Genomic DNA, 22,790 nt, shown 5'->3' with positions numbered 1-22,790 from the left:
CCTCACACTCATTACATTTGTATCGTTGTCTTTAAACGAAGATGCCCACTCGTTTAGCGTGCATCGGCAAATCAAAGAATAACTGTTACTTTTTACCATGCTTATTTAGATTAGCAACCGTACCACATTTTGGGCAATAAAGGAGGTAGTAATGTAGTCTCTACAAATTGAAATGATATAAATACATTATTATTTCTTTTTAATGCTGGTTTGCAAATAGCCACCAATATAAGGTACTAAAGAACCCTAATAAACTGGTAATGATAATGATTAATAAGTTATTCCAACCCAGAGCACTTCCACCCTCTGTTATCCCACTATAGATTGCTGGTATAGCCCATGGAAAGTAGTCACCAAAGCCAGCAGCTGCAACTATTTGGGAGAGAACAAGGGTGAGAATAACAAAACCTAACGGAGCTAAATATCCTCCACCGTAACCAGCAAAGAAAGCGACTGGAGTACATAGGGCTATCGTTAAAATGGTGACTATTGCCAGTACATAAAGACCATGTGTCAATATCGCTGAAGACCATTGTGGCAGCCCGATTATCCAACCAATTAAGAAACCAAGGGTCACAATATAAGCACTTAATACGATATTTGTTATAAAAGATGCAATAAATTTGGCGATGACAATAACTGCTCTTGAATAAGGTAGTGCCAAGAGATCCTTTACCGTGCGGTCAGCATATTCTCTCCCAAATATCCAGCTTGTAACAAATCCAAAAACTAGAATTCCACCTACTGCAATCATTTGGGCATGTAAACTTAAATAGGAGGGCCAATTTGCTTCTCCCGCAATTTGTGCTTTAGCCCCCAGCAATCCTGAACTTTTAGCAAACTCCGGGTTTTTCAATACAAACATAAAAAATCCAGCCATCAGAGGGGCAATTGTAAAAGCTATTACTGTAATCCAAATGACTTTGGATTTGCAAATTTTCAGTCCCTCAGCCTGAAGTGTAGCAAAAAAATAGCTCATTGCACTACCTCTCCCTTCCCTCTGATAATTCTTAAAAAATAAGATTCCAAGTCCTCTTCTTCCACTATTAACTTAGTTGGAGGGAATCCTTTGTAAACAAGAAAACGGGATATCTCTTCTGGATGTTGAATGGCTTTCTTGTTATAGGTCTCGATAATTCCATTTTCATTTAATTGTGAGGTATAGCCAGCTAATGATAGTTTAGAAACAGCAGATTTGTTATCAAGAGAATCAATGATTAGACGTTGGTTAAGAAGTTTATTTAATTCAATTGATTCAATTTCCTGTATTAACTGACCTTCATGAATGATGCCAATTTTTGTAGCAATTTTGGCAACTTCACTAAGGAGATGGCTTGAAATTAATATAGTTACCCCTTTATTAAAAGCCAGATCCCGAAGTAATTCTCTTATTTCTACAATTCCTGCAGGATCTAGTCCATTTACCGGCTCATCCAAAATTAATATTTCCGGCGAATGTAGAATTGCTTTAGCAATACCCAGTCGTTGAGCATTTCCTAGCGAAAGGTCTTTCGCCTTTTTTCGAGAAAACTGTGCTAAATTCAGTTGATTCATCACCTGTGATATCACTTGGGGATTTGAAATCAATCGAAGACGACGATAGATTTCAAGATTCTCCTCTACCGAGAGTTCGGGATAGGAATAGGGTGTTTCAACCATATACCCAACTTTTTCCCAAATACTGCGATTTTTATGATTTACCTTCTCACCATTTATATAGCAGTTACCATAAGTAGGTCGGATCATTCCAAGCAACATTCTAATGGTGGTGGTTTTTCCTGCTCCATTTAATCCAATAAAACCATAAATTTCACCTTTATTTATACTTAATGAAACATCTTTAACAGCTTGAAAGTCTTTATAACTTTTGGATAACCGGTTTGTTTGAATGGCTTGAAGCATTTTTTCACTCCTCCTTAATAAGCCCATCAACAATAAGGTCAACAAACAAATTCATTGTTTCCTTATAGACGGATGTACCTATTTCCTTTTCATGAAGTGTAAGGACAAACAAGGAGCGAAGTAATCCAGCAATAACAGTTGGATCTTCCTTCACATGTATCCCCAAAGATCTCCATTTTTCAACCAAAGTCAAAAGGGCATTAGAATCTTTCATGAAGTGTTTCTCAAGTAATTCCGGAGACAGTCTCTTCACCATTTCCTCCATATTGCTTCCAATATACAACTCACGAATAAGTGGATTTGTTTCGATTGTGTGAATCATCTTTTTAAGGATTATTTTAATTGTTTTCTTAGGGTGGTCTTCCCTGCAAACTTCAATATTCAAAAATTGTTCCCGTATTTTTTGTTCTTCCATTTCAAGGATAACGAAAAATAATTCTTCCTTTGAATGAAAGAATTTATAAAAGGTCCCTTGAGCAATTCCAACATTTTTGGTGATTTCAAGTATGCTTGTTTTTTGAAACCCTAATTTGCTAAAAAGGATCCTTCCTTGTTCTATAAGAGAATTCGTAATGACTTGTCTTTCTTGCTCACTAAATCCCCTTGGCATCTATAATCCTCCTCGTATGAACTTGTGAATAAAAATATTTCATATTCACAATTATTATATACCGACCTTATAAATTTTTCAAAGAAAAACTTACCTCTGAAGGGGATTCTACACAATAATCTGATTTACGACTATGCGGCCAATAATAAGTAATCTTGTTTTTCTACACAATAATCCGAATACCCTCTAAAAGAAACAGCCCGGACAGCACCGAATCATTCGGCACACTGTACGGGCTGTTTATAAGATTAGGGATTAATATCAAGCGCAGCGCCACCTTGGCAGCTGTGCCTTCTAAACCACTTCACGCTGCGGCTTGCGGCCGCTGAACTGGCTTTCGTACAGGTCGGCATAGAAGCCGCCTGCCTGGAGCAGCTCTTCATGCGTGCCTTGCTCAATCACGGTGCCGTGATTCATGACTAGAATCAAGTCGGCATCCCGGATCGTGGACAGCCGGTGCGCAATGACGAAGCTGGTGCGGCCCTGCATCAGCTCGTTCATAGCGCGCTGGATCTGAATCTCTGTCCGCGTATCGACGCTGCTGGTCGCCTCATCAAGTATCAGGATGGCCGGATCGGCCAGAATCGCCCGGGCGATCGTCAGAAGCTGCTTCTGACCCTGTGAAATATTCGAGGCTTCCTCGTTCAGTTCGGTATCGTAGCCTTCAGGCAATGTGCGGATAAAATGATCCGCATACGCTGCACGCGCCGCTTCCACGACATCCTCTTCGGTTGCGTCTTCGCGTCCGTAAGCGATGTTGTCGCGGATGGTTCCGTTAAACAGCCATGTGTCCTGCAGTACCATTCCGAACAGGCTGCGCAGGTCGCCCCTTTGGAAGCGGGTAATGTCCACGCCATCAATGGTGATGCTGCCGCCGCTGAGCTCATAGAAACGCATCAGCAGATTGATCAGCGTCGTTTTGCCGGCGCCTGTCGGACCGACAATGGCGATTGTCTGGCCGGAATGTACGTGAATATCCATATCTTCAATCAGCGGCGTATCTTCCTTATAGCCGAATTTCACATGATTGAAGCTGACGTCGCCTTTGGGCAGGGCGATCACCCTGTTTTTGCTGACAGAAGTTTTGTCCAGCTCCACTTTGGCGGGCTGCTGCCTGGAGCTGGCGACTGCCGCAATCCCCTTCCCGGCTTCGGGAGCTTCTGCTTCCCCGTCACGCTGCCTGCGGGCGATCTTCACCGCATCTTCGGCTTCCGGCACTTCCTCTACCTCGTCCAGCAGCTCAAAAACCCGTTCAGCCGAAGCAATCGTCGATTGAATAATATTGGCGATTTGCGCAGTCTGGGTGATCGGCATTGTAAATTGCCGGGAGTACGAGATAAAGGCCTGCACATCCCCGATCGTAATCGCATTGCGCAGAACGAAGATGCCGCCGGCGACGCTGACCAGCACATAGCCGATGTTGCCGATAAAGCCCATGATGGGCATGATAATGCCGGAGATGAACTGCGCCCGCCAACCGGACGCATACAGCTCGTCGTTGACTTTCGTGAAATGCTGCATGGATTTCTTTTCATGACCGAATGCCTTGACGATCGGATGGCCGGTGTACATTTCCTCAACATGGCCATTAAGCTCGCCCAGCGATTTCTGCTGGCCTTTGAAATACTGCTGAGAGCGTTTGGCGATCATCTTGATTGCCAGAAAGCTCAGTGGCAGCGTAACGATGGTAATCAAGGTCATAATCGGACTGATCGTCAACATCATCACGATGACGCCGACCAGGGTGACGACGGACGTAATCAGCTGCGTCAGGCTTTGCTGCAGCGTGTTGCTGATGTTGTCGACATCATTGACTGCGCGGCTGAGAATTTCCCCATGCGTCCGCGAGTCGAAAAATTTCAGTGGCAGTCTGGCCAGCTTCTCGTTCACGTCCTTGCGCAGGTCGTAAACCGTCTTCTGTGCCACGCCTGCCATCACGTACTGCTGGATGTAACTGAACAGCGAGCTGATAATATAGAGACCAATCAGCACCAGCAGGATATCTCCAATATAGGTGAAGTCAATCTTGGCCCCTTCAACGCCATTTATCCTGCCCATCACGCCTGCAAAAAGCTCGGTTGTCGCCTTACCCATGATCTTCGGACCGAGGATGGAGAAGACCGTGCTGAGCACGGCTGTAATCAGTACGATCAGGAGTGCAAACCGATGCGGTCTCAGATAGCCGGTGAGGCGGCGGAGGGTACCCTTGAAATCCTTGGCCTTCTGGACGGGCATGCCCATCCCGCCTGGGCCGCCGCGGCCCGGGCCGAAGCCGAAATTGCCGGGTGCCGGTCCGCCGGGCTTCTGACCGGCTCCGCCTGCTGGACCTTGTGGTCCTCTTGCTTCACTCATGCGATTTCCTCCTCCGACAGCTGCGACGTCACGATCTCGCGGTAAATCTCATTGCTCTGCAGCAGCTCGCGATGGCTGCCGATACCGGCTACCTTGCCGTCCTCCAGCACAATGATGCGGTCCGCATCCATGACGGTGCTGACCCGCTGGGCAACAATAATGACCGTTGCTTCCGTTGTCGCCGGACGCAGCGCCTCGCGCAGCTTGGCATCGGTCTTGAAGTCCAGGGCCGAGAAGCTGTCATCGAACAGGTAAATCGACGGCTTGCGGACGAGGGCGCGGGCAATGGAAAGCCGCTGTTTCTGTCCGCCGGACACATTCGTACCGCCTTGGGCTATCGGAGACTCGAAGCCTTCCTGCATCTTGGATACAAAGTCGCTGGCCTGGGCAATTTCTGCGGCATGGCGCACTTCTTCTTCCGTCGCGTCCTCCTTGCCATAACGGATATTCTCCGCAATGGTGCCGGTGAACAGCACGGATTTCTGCGGAACAAGACCGATCCCGGCCCGCAGCTGCTCCTGCGTAAGGTCGCGGATATCGATTCCGCCGATACGGATTTGTCCGTCCGTCAGATCATAGAATCTGGGAATAAGATTGATCAGCGTCGATTTGCCGGATCCGGTTCCTCCGATAATGGCGGTTATTTCCCCGGGACCCGCTGTAAAGCTGATATTGGATACGGCTGGCATCTCCGCTCCCGGGTAATGGAACGTCACATTATCGAATTCAACCAGACCCGCAGCTGACGGCTGCTTGGGAACAACGGGATCGTTAATGTCCGGCTGCATGTCGAGCACTTCATTGATACGAACAGCCGATGCCGATGCGCGCGGGATCATGACGAACATCATGGAAGCGAACATGAGCGAGAACATAATCTGGAAGGCATATTGGATAAAAGCGATCAGATCGCCGACCTCCATATGATTGCTGTCGATTCGCAGGCCGCCGAACCAGATGAGGGCGACGCTGGCGATATTCATCATCAGCATCATGACCGGCATCAGCGAGGCCATAATCCGGTTGACCCGTATGGCTGTATCGGTCAAGTCGAGGTTGGCTGCATTGAAACGCTTCTGTTCATGACCGACGCGGTTGAAGGAACGGATGACGCGAATACCGGTCAGGTTCTCGCGCAGCACGAGATTGAGCTTATCGAGCTTCAGCTGCATGGCGCGGAAAAGCGGAATGCCTTTGCGGACGATTACGAAGATCAGCAGGGCCAGAATCGGCACAATAGCGATGATAACCAGGGACAATGTCATATCTTTGTACATGGCCATGATGATGCCGCCGAAGCACATCATCGGGGCCATGACCATAACCCGCATCATCATCATTAACACCTGCTGCACCTGCGTAATATCATTAGTCGTGCGGGTGATCAGGGAAGCCGTTCCGATCTTGTCGAATTCGTTCAGGGAAAATTGCGAGACATGCGAGAAGACGCGGCTGCGTACGTCCTTGCCGAAGCCGCCCGATGCCTTGGCGGAGAGATAGCTCGCACCGACGGAGCAGACTGCCCCGAGCAGGGCGATCACCATCATAACGCCGCCGATTTTCCAAATATAGGGCGTATCCCCGGTGACGACGCCTTTGTCCACAATATCCGCCATCAGCGTCGGCAGATAAAGATCGGAAAGGGATTGGAGCAGCACGAGGATCAACACGAAAATAACCGGGGTACGATAAGGCTTCAAAAACCGCAATAGCTTCATCATTGCTTACGTTTCACCTTCATTCGGTAAGTTTGGCTTGAACTCCTGGCAAAAGGATGGGGCGGAGTAGCCATTGGAATACTCGAATATATCATCGAGCAGTTCAATAAGCTGTTGAATGCGTTCTTCACCGATATGGCTAATCAGTTCCTGAAAACCTTCAAACATGGAGGCTACTGATAATTGAGTCTGCCGCAGGCCCTCTTCAGTCAGCTTGATTCTCACCACACGCCTGTCTCCCGGGTCGGGGCTGCGCTCCAGCAGGCCTCTGGCTTCGAGTACATTAACTGATTGCGTTACTGTAGGAGAAGTGACCTTAAGAAGCTGGCTGAGCTCGGATGCTTTCATGCCGGCCGGTTCCACCTTCCCCATTCTGTTGATAATAAATAACATGACAGACTCGCTTTGCGTACAGCCTTCAATCGGCTTTTGGCCTTTCCAATTCAAATGACGGATTTGTCGAAGAACACGAAATAACTCACTGGGAAGGCTGTGTTCCTTCGGCATTAGGATGTATCCCCTCCTCGTAATGGCCCGGTTCGTTTGCAATCAACCGGGAATTATAATTTGCTTAGCTAACCTAATTATATGTAGGTGAAGTAATTGCGTCAAGCCATTTTTATCCTTCAAAGAGGGGTTTTGACGCCATGCCGGGGAGCGATCTTTCGGCAAGAGGCCGCTACAGGAACTGCTTGCGGAATTGCAGCGGTGAAAGGCCGCAATAACGCTTGAAGCAGCTGGAGAAATAAGGAGCGTGGCGGAAGCCGACTTCCTCGGCTATCTGAGCGATGGATCGTTCGGTCTTCATCATCAGCAGCTTCGCCTGCTCCAACCGGTATTCCAGCAAATATTCCATAGGCGTGCAGTGATAGATTTCTTTCATGCACCGGACAATGTAATTGGGGTGAAAATGAAGCGCCTCGGACAACGTCTCGTTCTTCAAATCCGCCTGATAATATTGTTTAATATAGGCCTCGGTGTTCTCGGCAAGCTTCATGGCGGGAGAGGCGCTCCGGCTTCCGCTGCCTTCTTCCAGCAGACGAAGCAGCTCCATGAACAACTGCTGCTCCTTCCAGAAGGAGCTGGCCCGATTCTCCGCGGCAAGCTCCATCAGCTTCACGAGCTGCCGCACCGCCAAAGTGAAATTCGGCAGTTCTGCAGCCTGGGGGACCTGCATCGTATAAGCGCTCATCCACGGCTGCCGCGGGGGATGAACCGGATCGGCAATTTCTTCTCTGATTTCCCATTGCCCAATGAAGTTGAAATGAATCCAATAGAAGACCGTCTCCTCTTCACAAGGCTTCACCGCATAATGGTAGCGGTCCGGAAGCAGCAGCAGTGTCCGCCCCTCGGAAAGTTCAAAGTGCCGGTCTTCCTCCCCGATGAACAGCTGGCCCTTCACGACCCAGAGCAGATCGAATACACCCAGATTCCGGCGGCTCGGGTGCTGATCCCCCGGCGCAAAACGGCTCAATCCAACCGTCATGAAATAGGGGATGGGGGGTATTTCCATACGGATCAAGCGGCTCTGCCTGTCCATCGGTTCCACTCCATTCCTTGTGTTGAAATTTATAAAAACAGGGTCAGTTTATTTATAGTCTGCTGCTAATTTAAAGAATAAACTGATTAAGTAAGAGAATCAAATCTTGATGTTTTGCAGCGAGGGCGCTAATGAAACAAGAACGACGCTAAAATAAGGAGGAAGCAAATGGAGCTTTCATCACAGGCGAAAGACAAGCCCGCGGTCCGCATTCGGGATGATTTCTGGGACTTCTATATGAATTTGGTGAGGGATACGGTGATCCCCTATCAGTGGGATGCGCTGAACGACCGGATCGCGGATGCTTCCCCCAGCTATGCTATTCAGAACTTCCGGATTGCAGCGGGACTTGCCGAGGGCGAGTTCGGCGGGATGATATTTCAGGACAGCGATGTGGCCAAATGGCTGGAGGCGGTCGGCTATTCCCTGGCAAGCCATCCCGACCCCGGGCTTGAACAAACTGCTGATGAAGTGATTGATCTGATTGCGGCTGCCCAGCGGGAAGACGGATATTTGAACACATACTTTACGCTCAAGGAACCGGGCAAGGAGTGGACAAACCTTCAAGAGGCGCATGAGCTGTACTGCGCGGGACATATGATGGAAGCGGCCGTGGCCTATTATGAAGGGACGGGCAAACGAAAGCTGCTTGAGGTCATGTGCCGGTTCGCCGATTATATTGATTCCGTATTTGGACCCGGGCCGGGCCAAATTCGCGGCTATGACGGGCATCAGGAAATTGAGCTTGCGCTTGTCAAGCTGTACCGCGTCACGGGGGAAGAGCGGTATTTGCGTTTGAGTTGTTTCTTTATTGATGCGAGAGGCGAGCAGCCCAGCTTCTTCACGGAGGAATGGGAGAAGCGGGGAAGATTCAGCTATTGGGCGCAAAAAAAGACAGCGGCATCGGACCTGTCTTATTGGCAGGCGCATGAACCCGTACGCCTGCAAACCGCTGCGGTAGGGCATGCCGTCCGGGCGGTGTACATGTATACCGCGATGGCGGATCTTGCCAGGCTGGCCGGCGATGGACCGCTGCTGGAGGCTTGCCGCCGGCTATGGCATAATACGACGGCCAGGCAGATGTATATTACGGGCGGGATCGGTTCCACCCATCATGGAGAAGCGTTCTCCTTTGATTATGACTTGCCCAATGATACGGTGTATGCGGAAACCTGCGCTTCGATCGGGCTTATTTTCTTCGCTAACCGGATGCTGCTGCTGGAGCCCAGGAGCGAGTATGCCGATGTACTGGAACGGGCGCTCTATAATAATGTGATCGGCAGCATGTCCCGGGACGGCAAGCATTATTTCTATGTAAATCCGCTGGAGGTATGGCCGGAGGCGTCGCAGAAGAATCCGGGCAGGCATCATGTGAAGGCGGTTCGCCAGAAGTGGTTTGGCTGCTCCTGCTGCCCGCCAAATGTAGCCCGGCTGCTCGCTTCCTTAAATGACTATATTTATACGGTTTCGGAACAAACCAATACCGTGTATACGCATTTGTTTATAGGAAGCGAGGCACAGCTGGATCTGGCATGCGGTACCGTGAAGCTTACGCAGGAGTCACGCCTGCCATGGGAAGGAACGGTCCGATTCAAGGTATTTCCGCCCGCTGCGGCAAGCGAATTCACGCTCGCTCTGCGGATTCCGGACTGGTGCAATGGGGAGGCCGCGCTCAGCATCAATGGTTCGGCAGTCACTTATGAGATGCAGCATGGGTACGCGGCGGTTACGCGAAATTGGGCGGAAGGCGACGAGGTGGAATGGAAGCTTGGCCTTGAGGCGCGATTGATTGGAGCCAAGCCAGAAATCCGGGCCAATGCGGGAAAAGCGGCTATTCAGCGCGGTCCGATCGTGTACTGTCTGGAACAGGCGGATAATGGCAGTCCACTGACAGCCGTAACCATTGCCCGCGATGCGGAGCTTGACGCGCGTTATGAGGCGGAACTGCTGGGCGGAGCGGTGGTCTTGGAAAGCAAAGGGCAGGCGGAAGATGGGGCTGCCTGGGAGGATGCTCCCTACCGGCCGCTGGATTCTCTGCCACAGGTGAAGAATGTCCGCCTGACCGCTGTACCCTACTATCTGTGGGGCAATCGCGGCCAGGGCGAGATGACGGTGTGGATCCGCACGACTGAGGGGCAGGGGTAAGCAACAATCATTTCCTGATTGCGCCTGGTGATGGTAAGGCATTGCGGCAGCGCCTTATGACAGAATATCTTGAAACAGGCTTCTGTCCATTAATGTTGAAACCTCCTATCTCGCATCTGCTGCGGGATAGGAGGTTTTTTGATGCTTCAGCCTGTTCGCCCTGAGCATTCAAGTGTTAGAGCAGACAGGGTAGGAGATAAGTAGGGCATTCCCTATCCATGACAAGCATCCAGTATCTGCTTGCCGGCGACTATACGCGGAAAGCTTCCTCCACCAACCTGGGAGCCAGTTCCAGCTCCTCCTCGCTGATAATGAGCGGCGGGGCGAAGCGGATCGTATGCGTGTGCGTTTCCTTGCACAGCAGCCCGAGCTGCATCAGGCGCTCGCAGTACGGTCTGGCCGCGACCGCAAGCTCCATGCCGATGAGCAGGCCGCGGCCGCGCACTTCCCGGATATGCGGATGCGCGATTGCCTGCAGCCGCTCAAGCAGCCATGCTCCAAGCCGCTCCGAACGTTCGGCCAGCCGCTCGTCTTCCGTAACGGCCAGCGCTTCCAGCGCAACCGCGCAGGCCAGCGGATTGCCGCCGAAGGTGGACCCGTGGGAGCCCGGCTCGAACAGGCCCAGCGTCTCGGGGCCGCCTGCCACCGCCGAGATGGGCAGAATGCCGCCGCCCAGCGCCTTGCCGAGCACATACAGGTCCGGCTCCGTCTGCTCCCAGTCGCAGGCAAACCTTCTGCCAGTGCGACCGAAGCCGGTCTGAATTTCATCGGCGATGAACATCACCTGATGGCTGCTGCACAGCTCGCGGACCTGCTTGAGATAACCTGCTTGCGGGATGCGGATGCCCGCTTCCCCCTGGACCGGTTCCACGAGAAACGCCGCCGTTCGGGGTGTGATCGCCTGCGCCAGGGCTGCTGCATCCCCATAGGGAATCGTAATGAATCCCGGTGTGAACGGGCCGAAGTCCGCCTTGTATTCCTCCGTCGAGGAGAAGGAGGTGAGGGTGATTGTGCGGCCGTGGAAATTGCCTTCACAGACGATAACTTCCGCCTCGCCGAAGGGAATTCCTTTTGTCCGGTATGCCCAGCGCCTGACCGCTTTTAGCGCCGTTTCGACCGCTTCGGCGCCTGTATTCATCAGCAGCGAAATTGGCTTGCCTGTATAGGCTGCGAGCCGCTCGCCAAGAGCGGCAAACGGTTCATTATGATAGGCGCGCGAGGTGAGCGTCAGTCTGTCGGCCTGCTCTTTGAGCGCGTGGATGAGGCGGGGATGCCGGTGTCCGGCATTGAGCGCCGAATAAGCACTCAGCATATCCATATAGCGGATACCTACGGCATCGGTTACCCACACCCCTTGGGCATGGGCCGCTACCACAGGAAGCGGGTGGTAATTCCCGGCGCTGAACCGCTCCGCCCGTTCTATCGTCTCATGGGGCGGCCGCTGCACATCCTTGGATGAATGAGGTGAATCCGTCATGATCATCGCCTCCTGCTAAAGCATATGCCCTGCAAGCGTTATTCTCCCCTCCATTTCACCTCTATTCCGCGAGGCTTTGCCTCCAGGGCGAGCCCTCTCATTCTCAAGCCTCTCTTGTTCTGTCCAGGACTTTCCCGTACAATTCTTGCATAATAGGGCAATTTGGGAGGTTATGGAATGGAACGTCGGAATGAGGACACGCGAGCGGCACAGATCCGGCAGGGGATTATTCTGGCCGGAGGGCGAAGCCTGCGGATGGGAACCGACAAGGCGATGCTTGATCTGGGGGGCCAGCCGCTTCTACTGCGGATTATCGGGCAGATGCGGGCTGCAGGTATCCACAGCCTTATACTGGCCGTTCGCGACGGAGAGCAGGAGAAGCGTTACCTGTCTGCTCTGCGGGAGCGGCTTCAAGTCGGGAATATCCGCATTGTTTCGGGTGCTGGTCTGCAAGCGGCCCCCTCTTTTACTGACCCTGCCCTTCTCGCGGAGGACATTGCCGGCCGAGACTGGCCCGAGTCCGTCAGCGGCCCGGAGGAGCTGGGGATTTCCTTCACTCAGGATAGTTATCCGGAATGCGGACCTCTGGCGGGATTGCATGCGGCATTGTCCGCCGCACCGGAGGAAGGGTATGCTTTTGTAATGGCTTGCGATATGCCTGTTCTTTCCATACCACTGCTCCTGAGGATGGCCGCCGCCGCCCAGGCCAATCAGCCAGTGGATGCGATTCTAACTGCCGGCCAGCCTTTCCATGCGCTATACCATACGGATGCTGCGCGGGTCATCCAGCAGCAGCTGGAGCGGGGGGATTTTCGGGTGATGCATATGCTGGAGCGGCTACGGTCTGTAACTGTCAGTCTCACTGAGGAAGAAGCAGCCGCTTACGTGAATCTGAATACGCCCGAGATTTATCGGCAATTTCTTTCCGGGGATTAACGGCTTCGCCAAGAAATGGCGGATAGAAGAGTGTACGGATCTTTGATAGGCATAAACTATTATTCAAATAGCATCTATATATTGGATGAATAATGGTGGCATATCGTATAGTGGGATCAGAAGTAAGGGAGGTTTCGATAATGAACAAAGACAGTAACGAAGTTAAAATGAAGTTCGATGCCATCGCCGCCCAGTATGATCAGCAGAGAAGGATGCTGATTCCCGGCTTCGACGATTTTTATGGCATTCCGGCCGCTTATGCTTCAGCTCGGAGCTCCACACCCCGGATTCTTGATTTAGGAGCGGGCACAGGCTTGTTTTCGGCTTATTTGATGGACAGATACCCCTATGCCGACCTGACGCTTGCCGATCTCTCCTCCAGCATGCTCGATGCGGCAAGAATCAGATTCAGCCATCTGACGCAAGTCAGCTATATCGCTGCCGATTACTGCGCGTATGACTTTGACGGGAAATTTGATCTCATTATTTCATCGCTTTCCATCCACCATTTAGAAGATGAGGCCAAGCGGGCGATTTATGCCAAGGCTTACTCGCTGCTTGAAGAAGGGGGAATCTTTATCAATGCCGATCAGGTATTGGGCGCAACTCCGGCAATTCACCGCTATTACGAGCAAACGTGGAGAGCGGGGGTGCTTGCCGAAGGTTTGTCACAGGCTAATCTGGAGCTGGCGCTTGAGCGGATGAAGCTCGACAAATATGCGACGGTGGAAGCACAACTGGGCTGGTTGGCCGAAGCGGGGTTCGCGGATGTCGACTGCCTGTACAAAAAGTATCATTTCGCTGTTCTGACAGGGCGGAAGGCTGGCGCAAGTCCGGCAATCGGCGAATAAATAAGCGCAGGCGGCAAAGGAGATGCTAAAATCAAGATTGACGGGCAAGCATGATCATGTTAATCTTAATTCAAAGTATAAAGGTAGGAATTATTGGATTAGGACGGTGGAACCCATGAATCATCCCATCACCATCAAGAGCGGCAGCCTGTTGTTATCCGGCGTTTTGCAGTACCCGGTGCTCGACCGGGAAGAAAGCAATGCGGCCGATAAATTTCCGCTGATTATTATATGCCATGGCTTTATCGGGAACCGGATGGGGACCGACCGGCTTTTTGTGGAAGCGGCAGAACGATTGAAGGATAACGGCTATCTGGTGCTGCGTTTCGATTACGGCGGCTGCGGGGAAAGCACAGGCGAATACGGCAGCGGGAGCCTGGAGGATCTGATTGAGCAGACCCGAACGGTAATCGATTATGGCTATGGGCTTGATCTGGTGGATCCGGACCGCATTATCTTGATCGGCCACAGTCTCGGCGGCGCGGTTGCGGTACTCACAGCGGCGCGCGACGCCAGGGTGAGGTCTCTGGTTCTATGGGGCGCCGTTGCGCATCCTTTTATGGATATCCGCAATATCGTAGGTACCCGCATCATCGAGGAGATTGAAAGCACTGGAAAAAGCGATTATATGCATTATGAGCTGACCAGGCGCTTCACCGATTCGCTGGCGCAGTTCCAGCCTCTCACCGAGCTCCGCGGCTATAACGGGGACGTGCTTGTCGTCCACGGCACAGCTGATGAGGTCGTCCCGGTCGATTACTGCTTTCTTTATCAGAAAATGTTCTGGCTGCGCAAGGAAGGCAATTGCGATAAAGAGGTCATCTTGCAGGCCGATCATACCTTCTCTTCGAAGGCCGCCCGCGAGCACCTGTTCGATGTGACGCTCCGTTGGATCGATGTTATCGGCAAACGCCGAAATGACTGGAGCCTCTGGACGATTTAGCGATAAAGCGGAAGGAACCCAAGAGAAGCCCTTCAATCCATCATGGTTGAAGGACTTCTCTTTCTGATTCAACCGATGGCTGTGCGCTTATGCCGGGCGGGTCGTTTCCGGCAGTGAAGCCAAGCTCCCGCAGCAGACCCTTCCTAGCAACTGGCATTGCTATTTGGCGGAAGGCCAGGCTTAGGGTGCTTATAAGCAGCGGAGAATAGGTCAGACTAATAGGATAGAACGTCAACAGGATATCCAACAAGAAAGGAAGGACAGTCATGAAATTACAAGTGGCACGGGCAGCCGTTATCCTGTGCATTTGCTTCCTTGCGGCTGGTTGCGCGAACAAGCAGCCCGGCCAGGAAGCCGGGCCTCCCGGGGCTGTGGAACAGCAGCCGGACCCGAATGCAGGGAACTCTTCAGGGCAGCCGCCAAATGAGGGGAGCGGAGCTGCTCCAGACAACGGCAGTAATGGCTCGGGCAATCAGCAGGAGGCCAGCCCGGGCAAGTTAGAGCTTCAACTAAAGGCAATGCCCCTTTCGGAGAAGCTGGGGCAATTGATTATTGCCGGGGTTGAGGGGACAAGCGCCAATGACAAAACGCGGCGGATGATTTCGGAGGAGCATGTCGGAGGCATTATTTTTTACAAAAATAATCTGACCGATCCCGAGGGCGTGACCGGTTACGTCAACACGCTGAAATCATGGAACCGGGCCAATAGCGCACCGCTGTTCATCTCAGTGGATGAGGAGGGAGGGCGGGTCAGCCGTCTTCCCGGGCTTAGCAAGATCCCGGCAGCAAGCAGGGTGGGAGAAGCGGACAAACCGGATTATGCCGCCCGAATCGGGGCTTTTCTGGGGGAAGCCTGCCGTGTGATGGGCATCAACATGGATTATGCTCCCGTATTGGATATTAACAGCAATCCCGGCAACCCTGTAATCGGAGACCGCTCGTATGGAACAACGGCGGAGCTTGTTACCCGGACGGGTATGGAAGTGATGAACGGCATGCGCACGACCGGTGTTATTCCGGTGGTGAAGCATTTTCCCGGTCATGGCGATACTTCCGTTGATTCTCATCTGGAGCTCCCGGTTGTGAACAAAAGCCTGAAGGAGCTGCAGGCTCTGGAGTGGCTGCCCTTCCGGGAGGCGGTCAAGCAAGGGGCGGATGCGGTCATGGTGGCGCATATTCTCTTTCCCAAGCTGGACGCGGACTATCCTGCTTCCTTATCCAAGACGGTTATTACGGACGAGCTCCGGGGAATGCTTGGCTTCAAGGGCGTGGTGATTACGGACGATCTGACGATGGGGGCGATTGCGAAGCACTACGGGATGGGCGAAGCTGCTGTCAGGAGCGTGAAGGCCGGCAGCGATATCCTTCTGGTGGCGCATGGATATGAGAATGTCACAAGCATCATTCAAGCCCTGAAGAAAAGCCTGGACAAGGGCGAGATCACCCAGGAGCGGATCGATGAAAGCGTCATGCGGGTCCTGGCGCTGAAGGACAAATACAAGCTGACGGACGAGGGCGAAACCCCTAACCCTGACCTGACAGAGCTTAATAACGCAATCGATCGGACAGTTGCGTCTCCTTAGGAGCATCCGGGGCTGTAACGCCGCAATTAACGTAAAGCTGAAACGGCCTCCTTTCTTAGCCAGAAGGGAGGTTTTTTTGGCATGCTTTGCAGCGTTGCCAAATGCTCCTGAAGAAGCGGTCTTTCGGATATAGAATGGTCGTCCTATTCGGGCATTTGTGAAAGCGGTTCCAATTTCCCTTTGAGAAATCTTACCTTTTTTTTCGCAGATGCGATTCATCTTCATCATCCCGGTGTAAGTCATAAGTGTTGAGGAAGCAATCATCATACATATCGAGGAGAGATGACGAGTGAAGGGTATCAAGGCTAAAATCGGGGTATTATTAGCATGTTTGATGCTGGTTGTTCCAACATTGGCAGGAGCACAGGCACAAAATGTAAAAGGAGCTACGCAGGATTTACGGGCGGCGCTCGGGCAGCTGCTGGGCGAGCATTCCGTTCTTGCAATCATCGCGATGCAAAAAGGCTACGATGCTTCAGCGGATTTCAATGAAGCCGCAAACGCACTTAGCGCTAACACAGACGACCTGACGGCAGCTGTTGCTTCTGTATACGGAGACAGCGCAGGCACGGAATTCAAAACGATTTGGACCTCGCACATTGGCTATTTTGTCGACTATGTAAAAGCGACAGCCGCCAAAGATGAGCCAGCCCGCCAGAAGGCGATTGCCAATCTGGAAGAATACCGTACCAAGCAAGCCGCATTTTTTGCAAATGCAAATCCCGATAATTTCAAGCAAGACGCTATTGCCGATGGATTGAAAATGCATATCCATCATCTGCTTGATGCCTTTGATGCTTACGTAAATAAAGATTATTCCGCGGTTTATGCGGGAACCCGTGCAGCCTACAAGCATATGTTCGAAACCGGTGATACACTGGCAGCGGGAATTGCAGCTCAATACCCGACTAAATTCCCTTCCATCACCAGCAATCAAGGAGCTTCCGATCTTCGTTCCGCTCTTGGCCGTCTGCTTGGCGAGCATGCCGTACTGGCTGTTCTGGCGATGCAAAAAGGTCATGATTCGAAACCGGATTTTGATGCCGTATCCCTGTCGCTTAGCGACAACACAGCAGATCTGACAGCAGCGATTAACAACGTATACGGCTCAGAGGCTGGCGAAGCGTTCAAGCCTATCTGGACTTCGCATATCGGCTACTTTGTGAACTACGTAAAAGGTACAGCTGCAAAAAGCGAGACGGACCGTGCAACAGCCGTTGCCGATCTGGAAACATACCGTATGGAGCAAGCGAAGTTCTTCGCATCTGCCAATCCGGACTATTTCAAGGAAAATGAAATTGCCGATGGCCTGAACATGCACATCAATCACCTGTTGGATTCATTTAATCATTATGATCAAGCAAGCTACACGGCTGCATACAGCGATCTGCGCACAGCCTACAAGCATATGTTCACGACAGCCGACTCTCTGGCCGGCGGCATTGTTGCTCAGAATAGCGATAAATTCCAGGTTCCCGGAACCACTCCTGATACAGGAAATGGCGGCTCGACTGGCAATGGCACCGACATTGATTTGGGCACAAAGTTTGATATTACAACCGTTTCGATGAAAATCAACAGCAAGAACCTGACGGTAAACGGCAAGGTAACAACGATGGATTCCACGCCAATCCTCCAAAACGGAACGACTTACATTCCGGCTCGTTACTGGGCACAAGCTACGGGTGGAACGATTACGTTTGATAAAGCAGCTGGTACGACCACTGTAACAAACGGCTTCAATGTGTCGGTATACAGCACAGCTAATCCGACGAAAATCTCCCTTAACGGAACCGCAGTAACAGGAACTTCGATTGTCGTGCAAGACGGCCGCGTTTACATCCCGGTCCGCTCGATTTCTGAATTCTACGGCTGGAAAGTTGGATTCAACAGCATGGATCAATCGATCAATATGTCCAAACAATACGAAGTAGAGTAAGGACAGATTTCATCTTCAAAAAAATCGGAGCATCCCTGTGAAAGTGACAGGGTGCTCCGTTTTTTTTTTGAATTTAGGTAAAGGGAAAAATTGACCCCCGTTAGAAGCGGTCGATTCGTATCGTTATTGCAAAAGGCCAACCTTCCGGCACCTTCCGGCTGGCCTAATAATAAAGAAAGAACAGACAACTTGGTCTGTCCTTTCATAATGAAGAATCGTTTATTCGCCTTTGCTTACCTTGTCCAGCAGCTGTACGATCTTATCCGCCGGGTACGCGCCTGACAAGGCATACCGGTTATTAAATACAAAGAAGGGAACACCGGTGATGCCGAGCCCTTTGGCCTGCGCGAGATCCGCTTCCAGCTTGTCGGCGCCTTCCCCTTGTTGCAAGCGGGTCAGGATGGATTCCTCCGCGCCGATCGCCTCAGCGATTGAGCGGATTTCGTCCAGTTGGGCCACATCGCGGCCTTCTTCAAAATATGCGCGGAACAGCTCATCGATTGCTGCGGCCGCAAGCTCTTCCGGCAGTAGGGCGACGAAACGGTGCGCAAGCCTGGTGCTCGGCATGCGCGTTACCTTATCGAAGCGGAAGGTGACCCCAACAGCGGCCCCTGCCTCTGTAACCTGGCCGGTCATCTGCTTTAACGCTTCTTCGGTTCCCGCTTTGGATTTCATCACTTCATTGAATGGCAGTCCTTCTTCGGGCAGGGTTGGGTCAAGAAGGTACGCACGGTAGGAAACCGTTACCGGCTCTCCGCCTTGGCCTGACCACTGCTCCAGCGCCTTGAACAGGTTATGCTTGCCTATCCGGCACCAGGGGCAGACGACATCGGAATATAAATCGATATGCATGCTGGAAAGCTCCTCTCTATTTGCAAATGTATTGTTACCATTGTACCATTTATTCCGAATCTCTCCGCAAGCGGAATGTTTGCGAAACGCAAGGACAGGGCGCAGTTGCAAAAAAAGGCGCTGGACTTTACGCTATAGGCAGAGAACAGGGTATTCAAGGCGGTGAAAATCATGATTGAGATCGGCCTTGCAGGATGGGGCGACCATGCCCGGCTATATAAGGATGCAGGTCCCGCGGCCAGAAACAAGCTGCCGCTCTACGCCACATGGTTTAATGCGGTGGAGGTGGACAGCACCTTCTACGCCGTGCAGGCTCCATCGCTTTTGCAGAAATGGGCAAGCGAAACACCGGATCCCTTCCGGTTCGTTATTAAAGCTTATCAGGGAATGACCGGCCATATGAGAGGCGGCGGCCATAAGCCGTTCGAGAGCCAGGAAGCCATGTTCCAGGCCTTCCGGGAGTCCATTGAACCGGTCCGGGAAGCGGGCAAGCTGGATGCCGTGCTGTTCCAGTACCCGCCCTGGTTCGACTGCAACCGGATGAATGTGGCCGAGCTGCGCAGAGCCAAGGAATGGATGGACGGTGTGCCTTGTGCGCTGGAGTTCCGCAATCAAAGCTGGTTCAGCGGCGGAATGAGAGAGAAAACGCTCGAATTTACCGCTCAGGAGGGTTGGATTCATACGGTCTGCGATGAGCCGCAGGTCGGCGACGGTTCGGTGCCCATTGTGGAGGCGGCAGTCGATCCGCGGCTCACCATCGTCCGGCTGCATGGCCGCAGCAAGGAGGGCTGGTTGTCGAGCGGGCAGCCGAACTGGCGCGAAGTGCGCTACTTGTACCGCTACAATGAGCAGGAGCTCCAGGAGTGGGTCCAGCGGCTGCACAGGCTGGAACAGATGAGCGATAAAGTCTGTATCCTCTTCAATAATAACTCCGGTGGAGATGCGGCGGATAACGCGCTGCAGTTGATGGCTATGTTGGGGCAGATCCCCCCGCGCGGTTCCTTTGACAGCGGGCCTGCAGGCGAGCCCGTGGAACAACTGGATTTGTTTGATCTGCCAGAGGGGGAATGAGTTGTACAAGCTCATCCTTTGAAGGAGCAAAAAAACGCCGGCAGCTAGGTTGCAAACGTAAAACGCCGGTTGAAAGCATGTCATCGGTCGCCGGGCTTCGCGCTAAAGGTGAATGATGTGAGTAAGCATTCCCTGAAAGGGGTATTTTAAACGATAGGAGCATTTTTCATCATGATCTGCTTACCGGCATGTCTCAATGGATGAATAAGCGGCCATAACCTGTTGACAGAATCAACTGTAACTGATATCATTACAGTACAAAGCGGGGTGGCCGTAGCGCATGAACAGCGAATTTACGATAGCCGTACACAGTTTGGCATATCTGGCTTATCGACCGGATCGAATGGCTTCCAGCGAAGCAATCGCCGAGAATGTAGCCACGAATCCAGCGAGGATACGCAAAGTAATGAGCTATCTGCGGCGCGGCGGTTATGTCGATACGCGTGAAGGCGCAGGCGGCGGTTATCGGCTGACGCTGGATCCGGCGGTTGTTACCTTGGCCGATGTATACCGCTTGCTGGCTCAAGGTTCCGTCATCCCTAACTGGTGCTCGGGCGATCCGGATATGGATTGTGTTGTCGGCTCCAATATGCGGGAGGTTATGGATCATATCTTCTGTACGGCGGAGAAGCAGCTGGAACAGTATTTTGGCGGCATCACGATTTCCGATGTGCTTGGTCAAATCCACGAATGCGGGGATTGCTGACCGGGATGAAGAATGCAAGGTATAACGGGCAGTCCGGTTAATATGGCGGGATTGTCCAGAACTTATATTTGAGAGGATGATTATCATGGCAGTAGCCTTGACGAAAGACAATTTCAGCAAAAGCATTGAAAGCGGCGTATCTCTTGTAGATTTCTGGGCTCCGTGGTGCGGACCTTGCAAAATGCAGCTTCCGATCGTGGAAGAACTCTCCACCGAGCTGGACGGCCAAGCAGTAATCGGCAAAATCAATGTCGACGAAGAGCCTGAGCTGGCTTCCCAATTCGGCGTCATGAGCATTCCGACCCTGATCCTGTTCAAAGATGGCCAACCGGTTGACAAAATGGTCGGTCTGCAATCCAAAGACGCATTGAAAACTAAAATTCAAGGCCACATTTAATATCAAGAATGACCAAAAACTCACATACCTTAAGTGGTATGCGGGTTTTTTGCTTATTAAGCTCCGCAGATTGTAACCGCTTCCCGAGCCGCAGGTAACATCCTAACGAAGAATATCCACGGATTATACGCGATCCCTTGATAGGGGTCTATAATAGAAGAAACAGATATCCATAGGGTGGAAAAGAAACCGCCGCGGGTGGAATCCACCATTGTAACGGGAACGATAGAGGTTCATTCTTACAGGTTCAAATCGATCGGGAGGCGAGGACTGCAATGAGCAACTGGTTGGCCTCACTACGCAAAGGGTACGGGAAGAAGCTTCATGCGCTGCATGCATGGAACGGATGGATTGTGGTTGTTCTGACCATTTCCGGACTCATGCTGTTTGGCGGATTTTGGCGTGGCATTCTGGGCGAAGGAAGAGTATGGCTCCGCTGGCTTCACATTGTCGTGGGGATCGCTTCGCTGCTTCCGGTTGCCTATTATCTGCTGCTGGCCGGCAAGCATTGGAAGCAGCTGCGGGGCAAGGCGGCGCAGCGGGCCAATGTCATTGTGGTGCTCGCGCTGCTGGTCGGTTGGCTGCTCTCGGGGCTGCTCCTCTGGCAGTTCAGGCTGATCGGTCCGGCCTGGTCCAATGGCGCTCTGCTGACGCATGATTTGCTCACATGGATTGGGCTGCCTTATATTATCTATCATTCCATCACGCGCGTGAGATGGCTTAAAGAAGAACCGCACCGCCGGACAGTGAAAAGCGGCAAGCCGGAAGAAGCGATCCATCCCGCCGCGTCGCCGGGTGCCGTATATTCCCGCCGCGCGTTCATCAAGACGGCGATTGGCGCGGGCCTTGCCATCACGATTGGGCCTTCATTTCTGCGCTGGCTGGGTAATTCCATCGGCGCGGGAACCAGCATCGAGAAGCTGGTGGAGTCCGATGCCAACAAGCTTCTGCCCGTACCGCAGCCGCTCCCTGCCTCGCTGCCTCCAACAGGCGGGGGAAGCCGCGGTTCGTTCCGTGTGTACACCGTGACGCCCATCCCCTCCTTTGATAACAGCAACTGGTCGTTCGACTTGGACGGACTGGTGGAGAACAAGATGCATTACAATTGGGAACAGTTCGTGAAGCTTGCCCGCAGCGTGCAGGTAAGCGACTTTCATTGCGTGACGGGCTGGTCGGTTTACTCCAACACGTGGGAAGGCATACCACTCAAGCAGTTCCTCCGCGAAGCGGGGGTCAAGGCGGAGGCGAAAACCGTCAAGCTGTATTCCGGAGACGGCGTGTATACCGATTCACTTACGCTAGAGCAGGCCGATATGGATGACGTTATGGTCGCTGTGCTTCACGACGGCAAGCCGATTCCCAATGATCTTGGGGGACCAGTGAGGCTCATTGTGCCGAAAATGTACGCCTACAAGTCTGTTAAGTGGCTGAACCGAATCGAGCTCATCGCCGAGGACCATACCGGCTATTGGGAGGAGCGCGGATATTCCAAGGATGCCTGGGTCTAGCGGGAAGTCAGGTTACATGCATATTGAAGGCCTTGATGATTCTACAATTAGCCCGCCTCCAGCTGGAAGCGGGCTGATTGTTTGTTCTATTATGATAAATTGCGTTCATATTATAGACAAATATAGACAATTAATGCATTAATAGAAGAATCAATTTCATAATTGTATATTCAGCTTAATCTTTCACAATACGTTGATGAATAAATTCAACTAGGCTGCACGTCGTGTAATTTAAGCGATTTTCCCTAATTATGAAATTG

General features: G+C 52.0%; 19 protein-coding genes. 10 read left to right on the top strand and 9 right to left on the bottom strand.

Going from position 1 to position 22,790, the window contains the following annotated elements; genetic code table 11:
- Positions 1–199 precede the first annotated feature (199 nt).
- The 7 genes from IEY46_RS29360 to IEY46_RS29330 all read right to left on the bottom strand — a co-directional run bounded on the left by IEY46_RS29360 (position 200) and on the right by IEY46_RS29330 (position 8,122).
- Positions 200–979, bottom strand: coding sequence for an ABC transporter permease (locus IEY46_RS29360; RefSeq protein WP_188997842.1), 780 nt, complete (start codon positions 977–979; stop codon positions 200–202).
- Positions 976–1,902 carry an ABC transporter ATP-binding protein gene (locus tag IEY46_RS29355; RefSeq protein WP_188997840.1) on the bottom strand — a complete coding sequence of 309 codons (927 nt, stop codon included), beginning with the start codon at positions 1,900–1,902 and terminating at the stop codon, positions 976–978. Before IEY46_RS29355 ends, IEY46_RS29360 begins: the two co-directional genes overlap by 4 nt.
- Before the next feature lie 4 nt (positions 1,903–1,906).
- A complete protein-coding gene (locus tag IEY46_RS29350) occupies positions 1,907–2,512 on the bottom strand; it encodes a TetR/AcrR family transcriptional regulator (protein ID WP_188997839.1) in 606 nt (201 codons plus the stop codon).
- A gap of 294 nt (positions 2,513–2,806) precedes the next feature.
- Positions 2,807–4,864 (bottom strand): ABC transporter ATP-binding protein, encoded by a 2,058-nt coding sequence (locus IEY46_RS29345; RefSeq protein ID WP_188997837.1) that lies wholly within the window; start codon positions 4,862–4,864, stop codon positions 2,807–2,809.
- Entirely contained in the window at positions 4,861–6,585 is a 1,725-nt protein-coding gene (locus IEY46_RS29340; RefSeq protein WP_188997836.1) for an ABC transporter ATP-binding protein, read from the bottom strand. The genes IEY46_RS29345 and IEY46_RS29340 overlap by 4 nt, the downstream gene beginning before the upstream one ends.
- 3 nt (positions 6,586–6,588) lie before the next feature.
- The gene (locus IEY46_RS29335; protein WP_188997834.1) at positions 6,589–7,089 is read right to left on the bottom strand and encodes a MarR family winged helix-turn-helix transcriptional regulator; all 501 of its coding nucleotides are present in this window, start codon (positions 7,087–7,089) and stop codon (positions 6,589–6,591) included.
- Between the two features lie 172 nt (positions 7,090–7,261).
- Positions 7,262–8,122 carry a helix-turn-helix transcriptional regulator gene (locus tag IEY46_RS29330; protein ID WP_188997833.1) on the bottom strand — a complete coding sequence of 287 codons (861 nt, stop codon included), beginning with the start codon at positions 8,120–8,122 and terminating at the stop codon, positions 7,262–7,264.
- A gap of 168 nt (positions 8,123–8,290) precedes the next feature.
- Here IEY46_RS29330 and IEY46_RS29325 point away from each other — a divergent pair, with 168 nt between their 5' ends.
- Positions 8,291–10,267 carry a glycoside hydrolase family 127 protein gene (locus IEY46_RS29325; protein ID WP_188997831.1) on the top strand — a complete coding sequence of 659 codons (1,977 nt, stop codon included), beginning with the start codon at positions 8,291–8,293 and terminating at the stop codon, positions 10,265–10,267.
- Between the two features lie 250 nt (positions 10,268–10,517).
- On the opposite strand, the gene rocD is transcribed toward IEY46_RS29325, so the two are convergent.
- Positions 10,518–11,744, bottom strand: coding sequence for an ornithine--oxo-acid transaminase (rocD, locus tag IEY46_RS29320; RefSeq protein WP_188997829.1), 1,227 nt, complete (start codon positions 11,742–11,744; stop codon positions 10,518–10,520).
- Between the two features lie 177 nt (positions 11,745–11,921).
- On the opposite strand from rocD, the gene IEY46_RS29315 reads away from it, so the two are divergent.
- The 5 genes from IEY46_RS29315 to IEY46_RS29295 all read left to right on the top strand — a co-directional run bounded on the left by IEY46_RS29315 (position 11,922) and on the right by IEY46_RS29295 (position 17,996).
- A complete protein-coding gene (locus IEY46_RS29315) occupies positions 11,922–12,680 on the top strand; it encodes a molybdenum cofactor guanylyltransferase (protein ID WP_188997828.1) in 759 nt (252 codons plus the stop codon).
- A gap of 140 nt (positions 12,681–12,820) precedes the next feature.
- Positions 12,821–13,531 carry a class I SAM-dependent methyltransferase gene (locus IEY46_RS29310; protein WP_188997826.1) on the top strand — a complete coding sequence of 237 codons (711 nt, stop codon included), beginning with the start codon at positions 12,821–12,823 and terminating at the stop codon, positions 13,529–13,531.
- A 115-nt stretch (positions 13,532–13,646) separates the two neighbouring features.
- Positions 13,647–14,474: an alpha/beta hydrolase family protein gene (locus IEY46_RS29305; RefSeq protein ID WP_188997825.1), complete on the top strand. Its 828-nt coding sequence runs from the start codon at positions 13,647–13,649 to the stop codon at positions 14,472–14,474.
- Positions 14,475–14,740: 266 nt separating this feature from the next.
- Positions 14,741–16,057, top strand: coding sequence for a beta-N-acetylhexosaminidase (nagZ, locus tag IEY46_RS29300; protein WP_229750620.1), 1,317 nt, complete (start codon positions 14,741–14,743; stop codon positions 16,055–16,057).
- Between the two features lie 289 nt (positions 16,058–16,346).
- Positions 16,347–17,996, top strand: coding sequence for a copper amine oxidase N-terminal domain-containing protein (locus tag IEY46_RS29295; protein WP_188997823.1), 1,650 nt, complete (start codon positions 16,347–16,349; stop codon positions 17,994–17,996).
- Between the two features lie 219 nt (positions 17,997–18,215).
- Here IEY46_RS29295 and IEY46_RS29290 read toward each other — a convergent pair whose 3' ends face one another.
- Positions 18,216–18,848, bottom strand: a complete 633-nt coding sequence (locus IEY46_RS29290) for a DsbA family oxidoreductase (RefSeq protein ID WP_188997821.1) — start codon at positions 18,846–18,848, stop codon at positions 18,216–18,218.
- 171 nt (positions 18,849–19,019) lie between these two features.
- Between IEY46_RS29290 and IEY46_RS29285 the strand changes: the two genes are divergently transcribed.
- From IEY46_RS29285 to IEY46_RS29270, 4 genes are all read left to right on the top strand, one after another.
- On the top strand, positions 19,020–19,919 hold the full coding sequence (locus IEY46_RS29285) for a DUF72 domain-containing protein (RefSeq protein WP_188997819.1): 900 nt from the start codon (positions 19,020–19,022) through the stop codon (positions 19,917–19,919).
- Positions 19,920–20,199: 280 nt separating this feature from the next.
- Complete coding sequence (locus IEY46_RS29280) at positions 20,200–20,625, top strand: RrF2 family transcriptional regulator (protein WP_188997818.1); 426 nt, start codon at positions 20,200–20,202, stop codon at positions 20,623–20,625.
- A gap of 85 nt (positions 20,626–20,710) precedes the next feature.
- The gene (gene trxA / locus IEY46_RS29275) at positions 20,711–21,022 is read left to right on the top strand and encodes a thioredoxin (RefSeq protein ID WP_188997816.1); all 312 of its coding nucleotides are present in this window, start codon (positions 20,711–20,713) and stop codon (positions 21,020–21,022) included.
- A 275-nt stretch (positions 21,023–21,297) separates the two neighbouring features.
- Positions 21,298–22,530 carry a molybdopterin-dependent oxidoreductase gene (locus IEY46_RS29270; RefSeq protein WP_188997813.1) on the top strand — a complete coding sequence of 411 codons (1,233 nt, stop codon included), beginning with the start codon at positions 21,298–21,300 and terminating at the stop codon, positions 22,528–22,530.
- Positions 22,531–22,790: the final 260 nt, after the last annotated feature.

It is taken from the genome of Paenibacillus nasutitermitis, assembly GCF_014641075.1.
Lineage (GTDB): Bacteria > Bacillota > Bacilli > Paenibacillales > Paenibacillaceae > Paenibacillus_Z > Paenibacillus_Z nasutitermitis.
The sequence above is the reverse complement of the archived record's forward strand: the minus strand, read 5'-3'. Positions and strand labels throughout refer to the sequence as shown.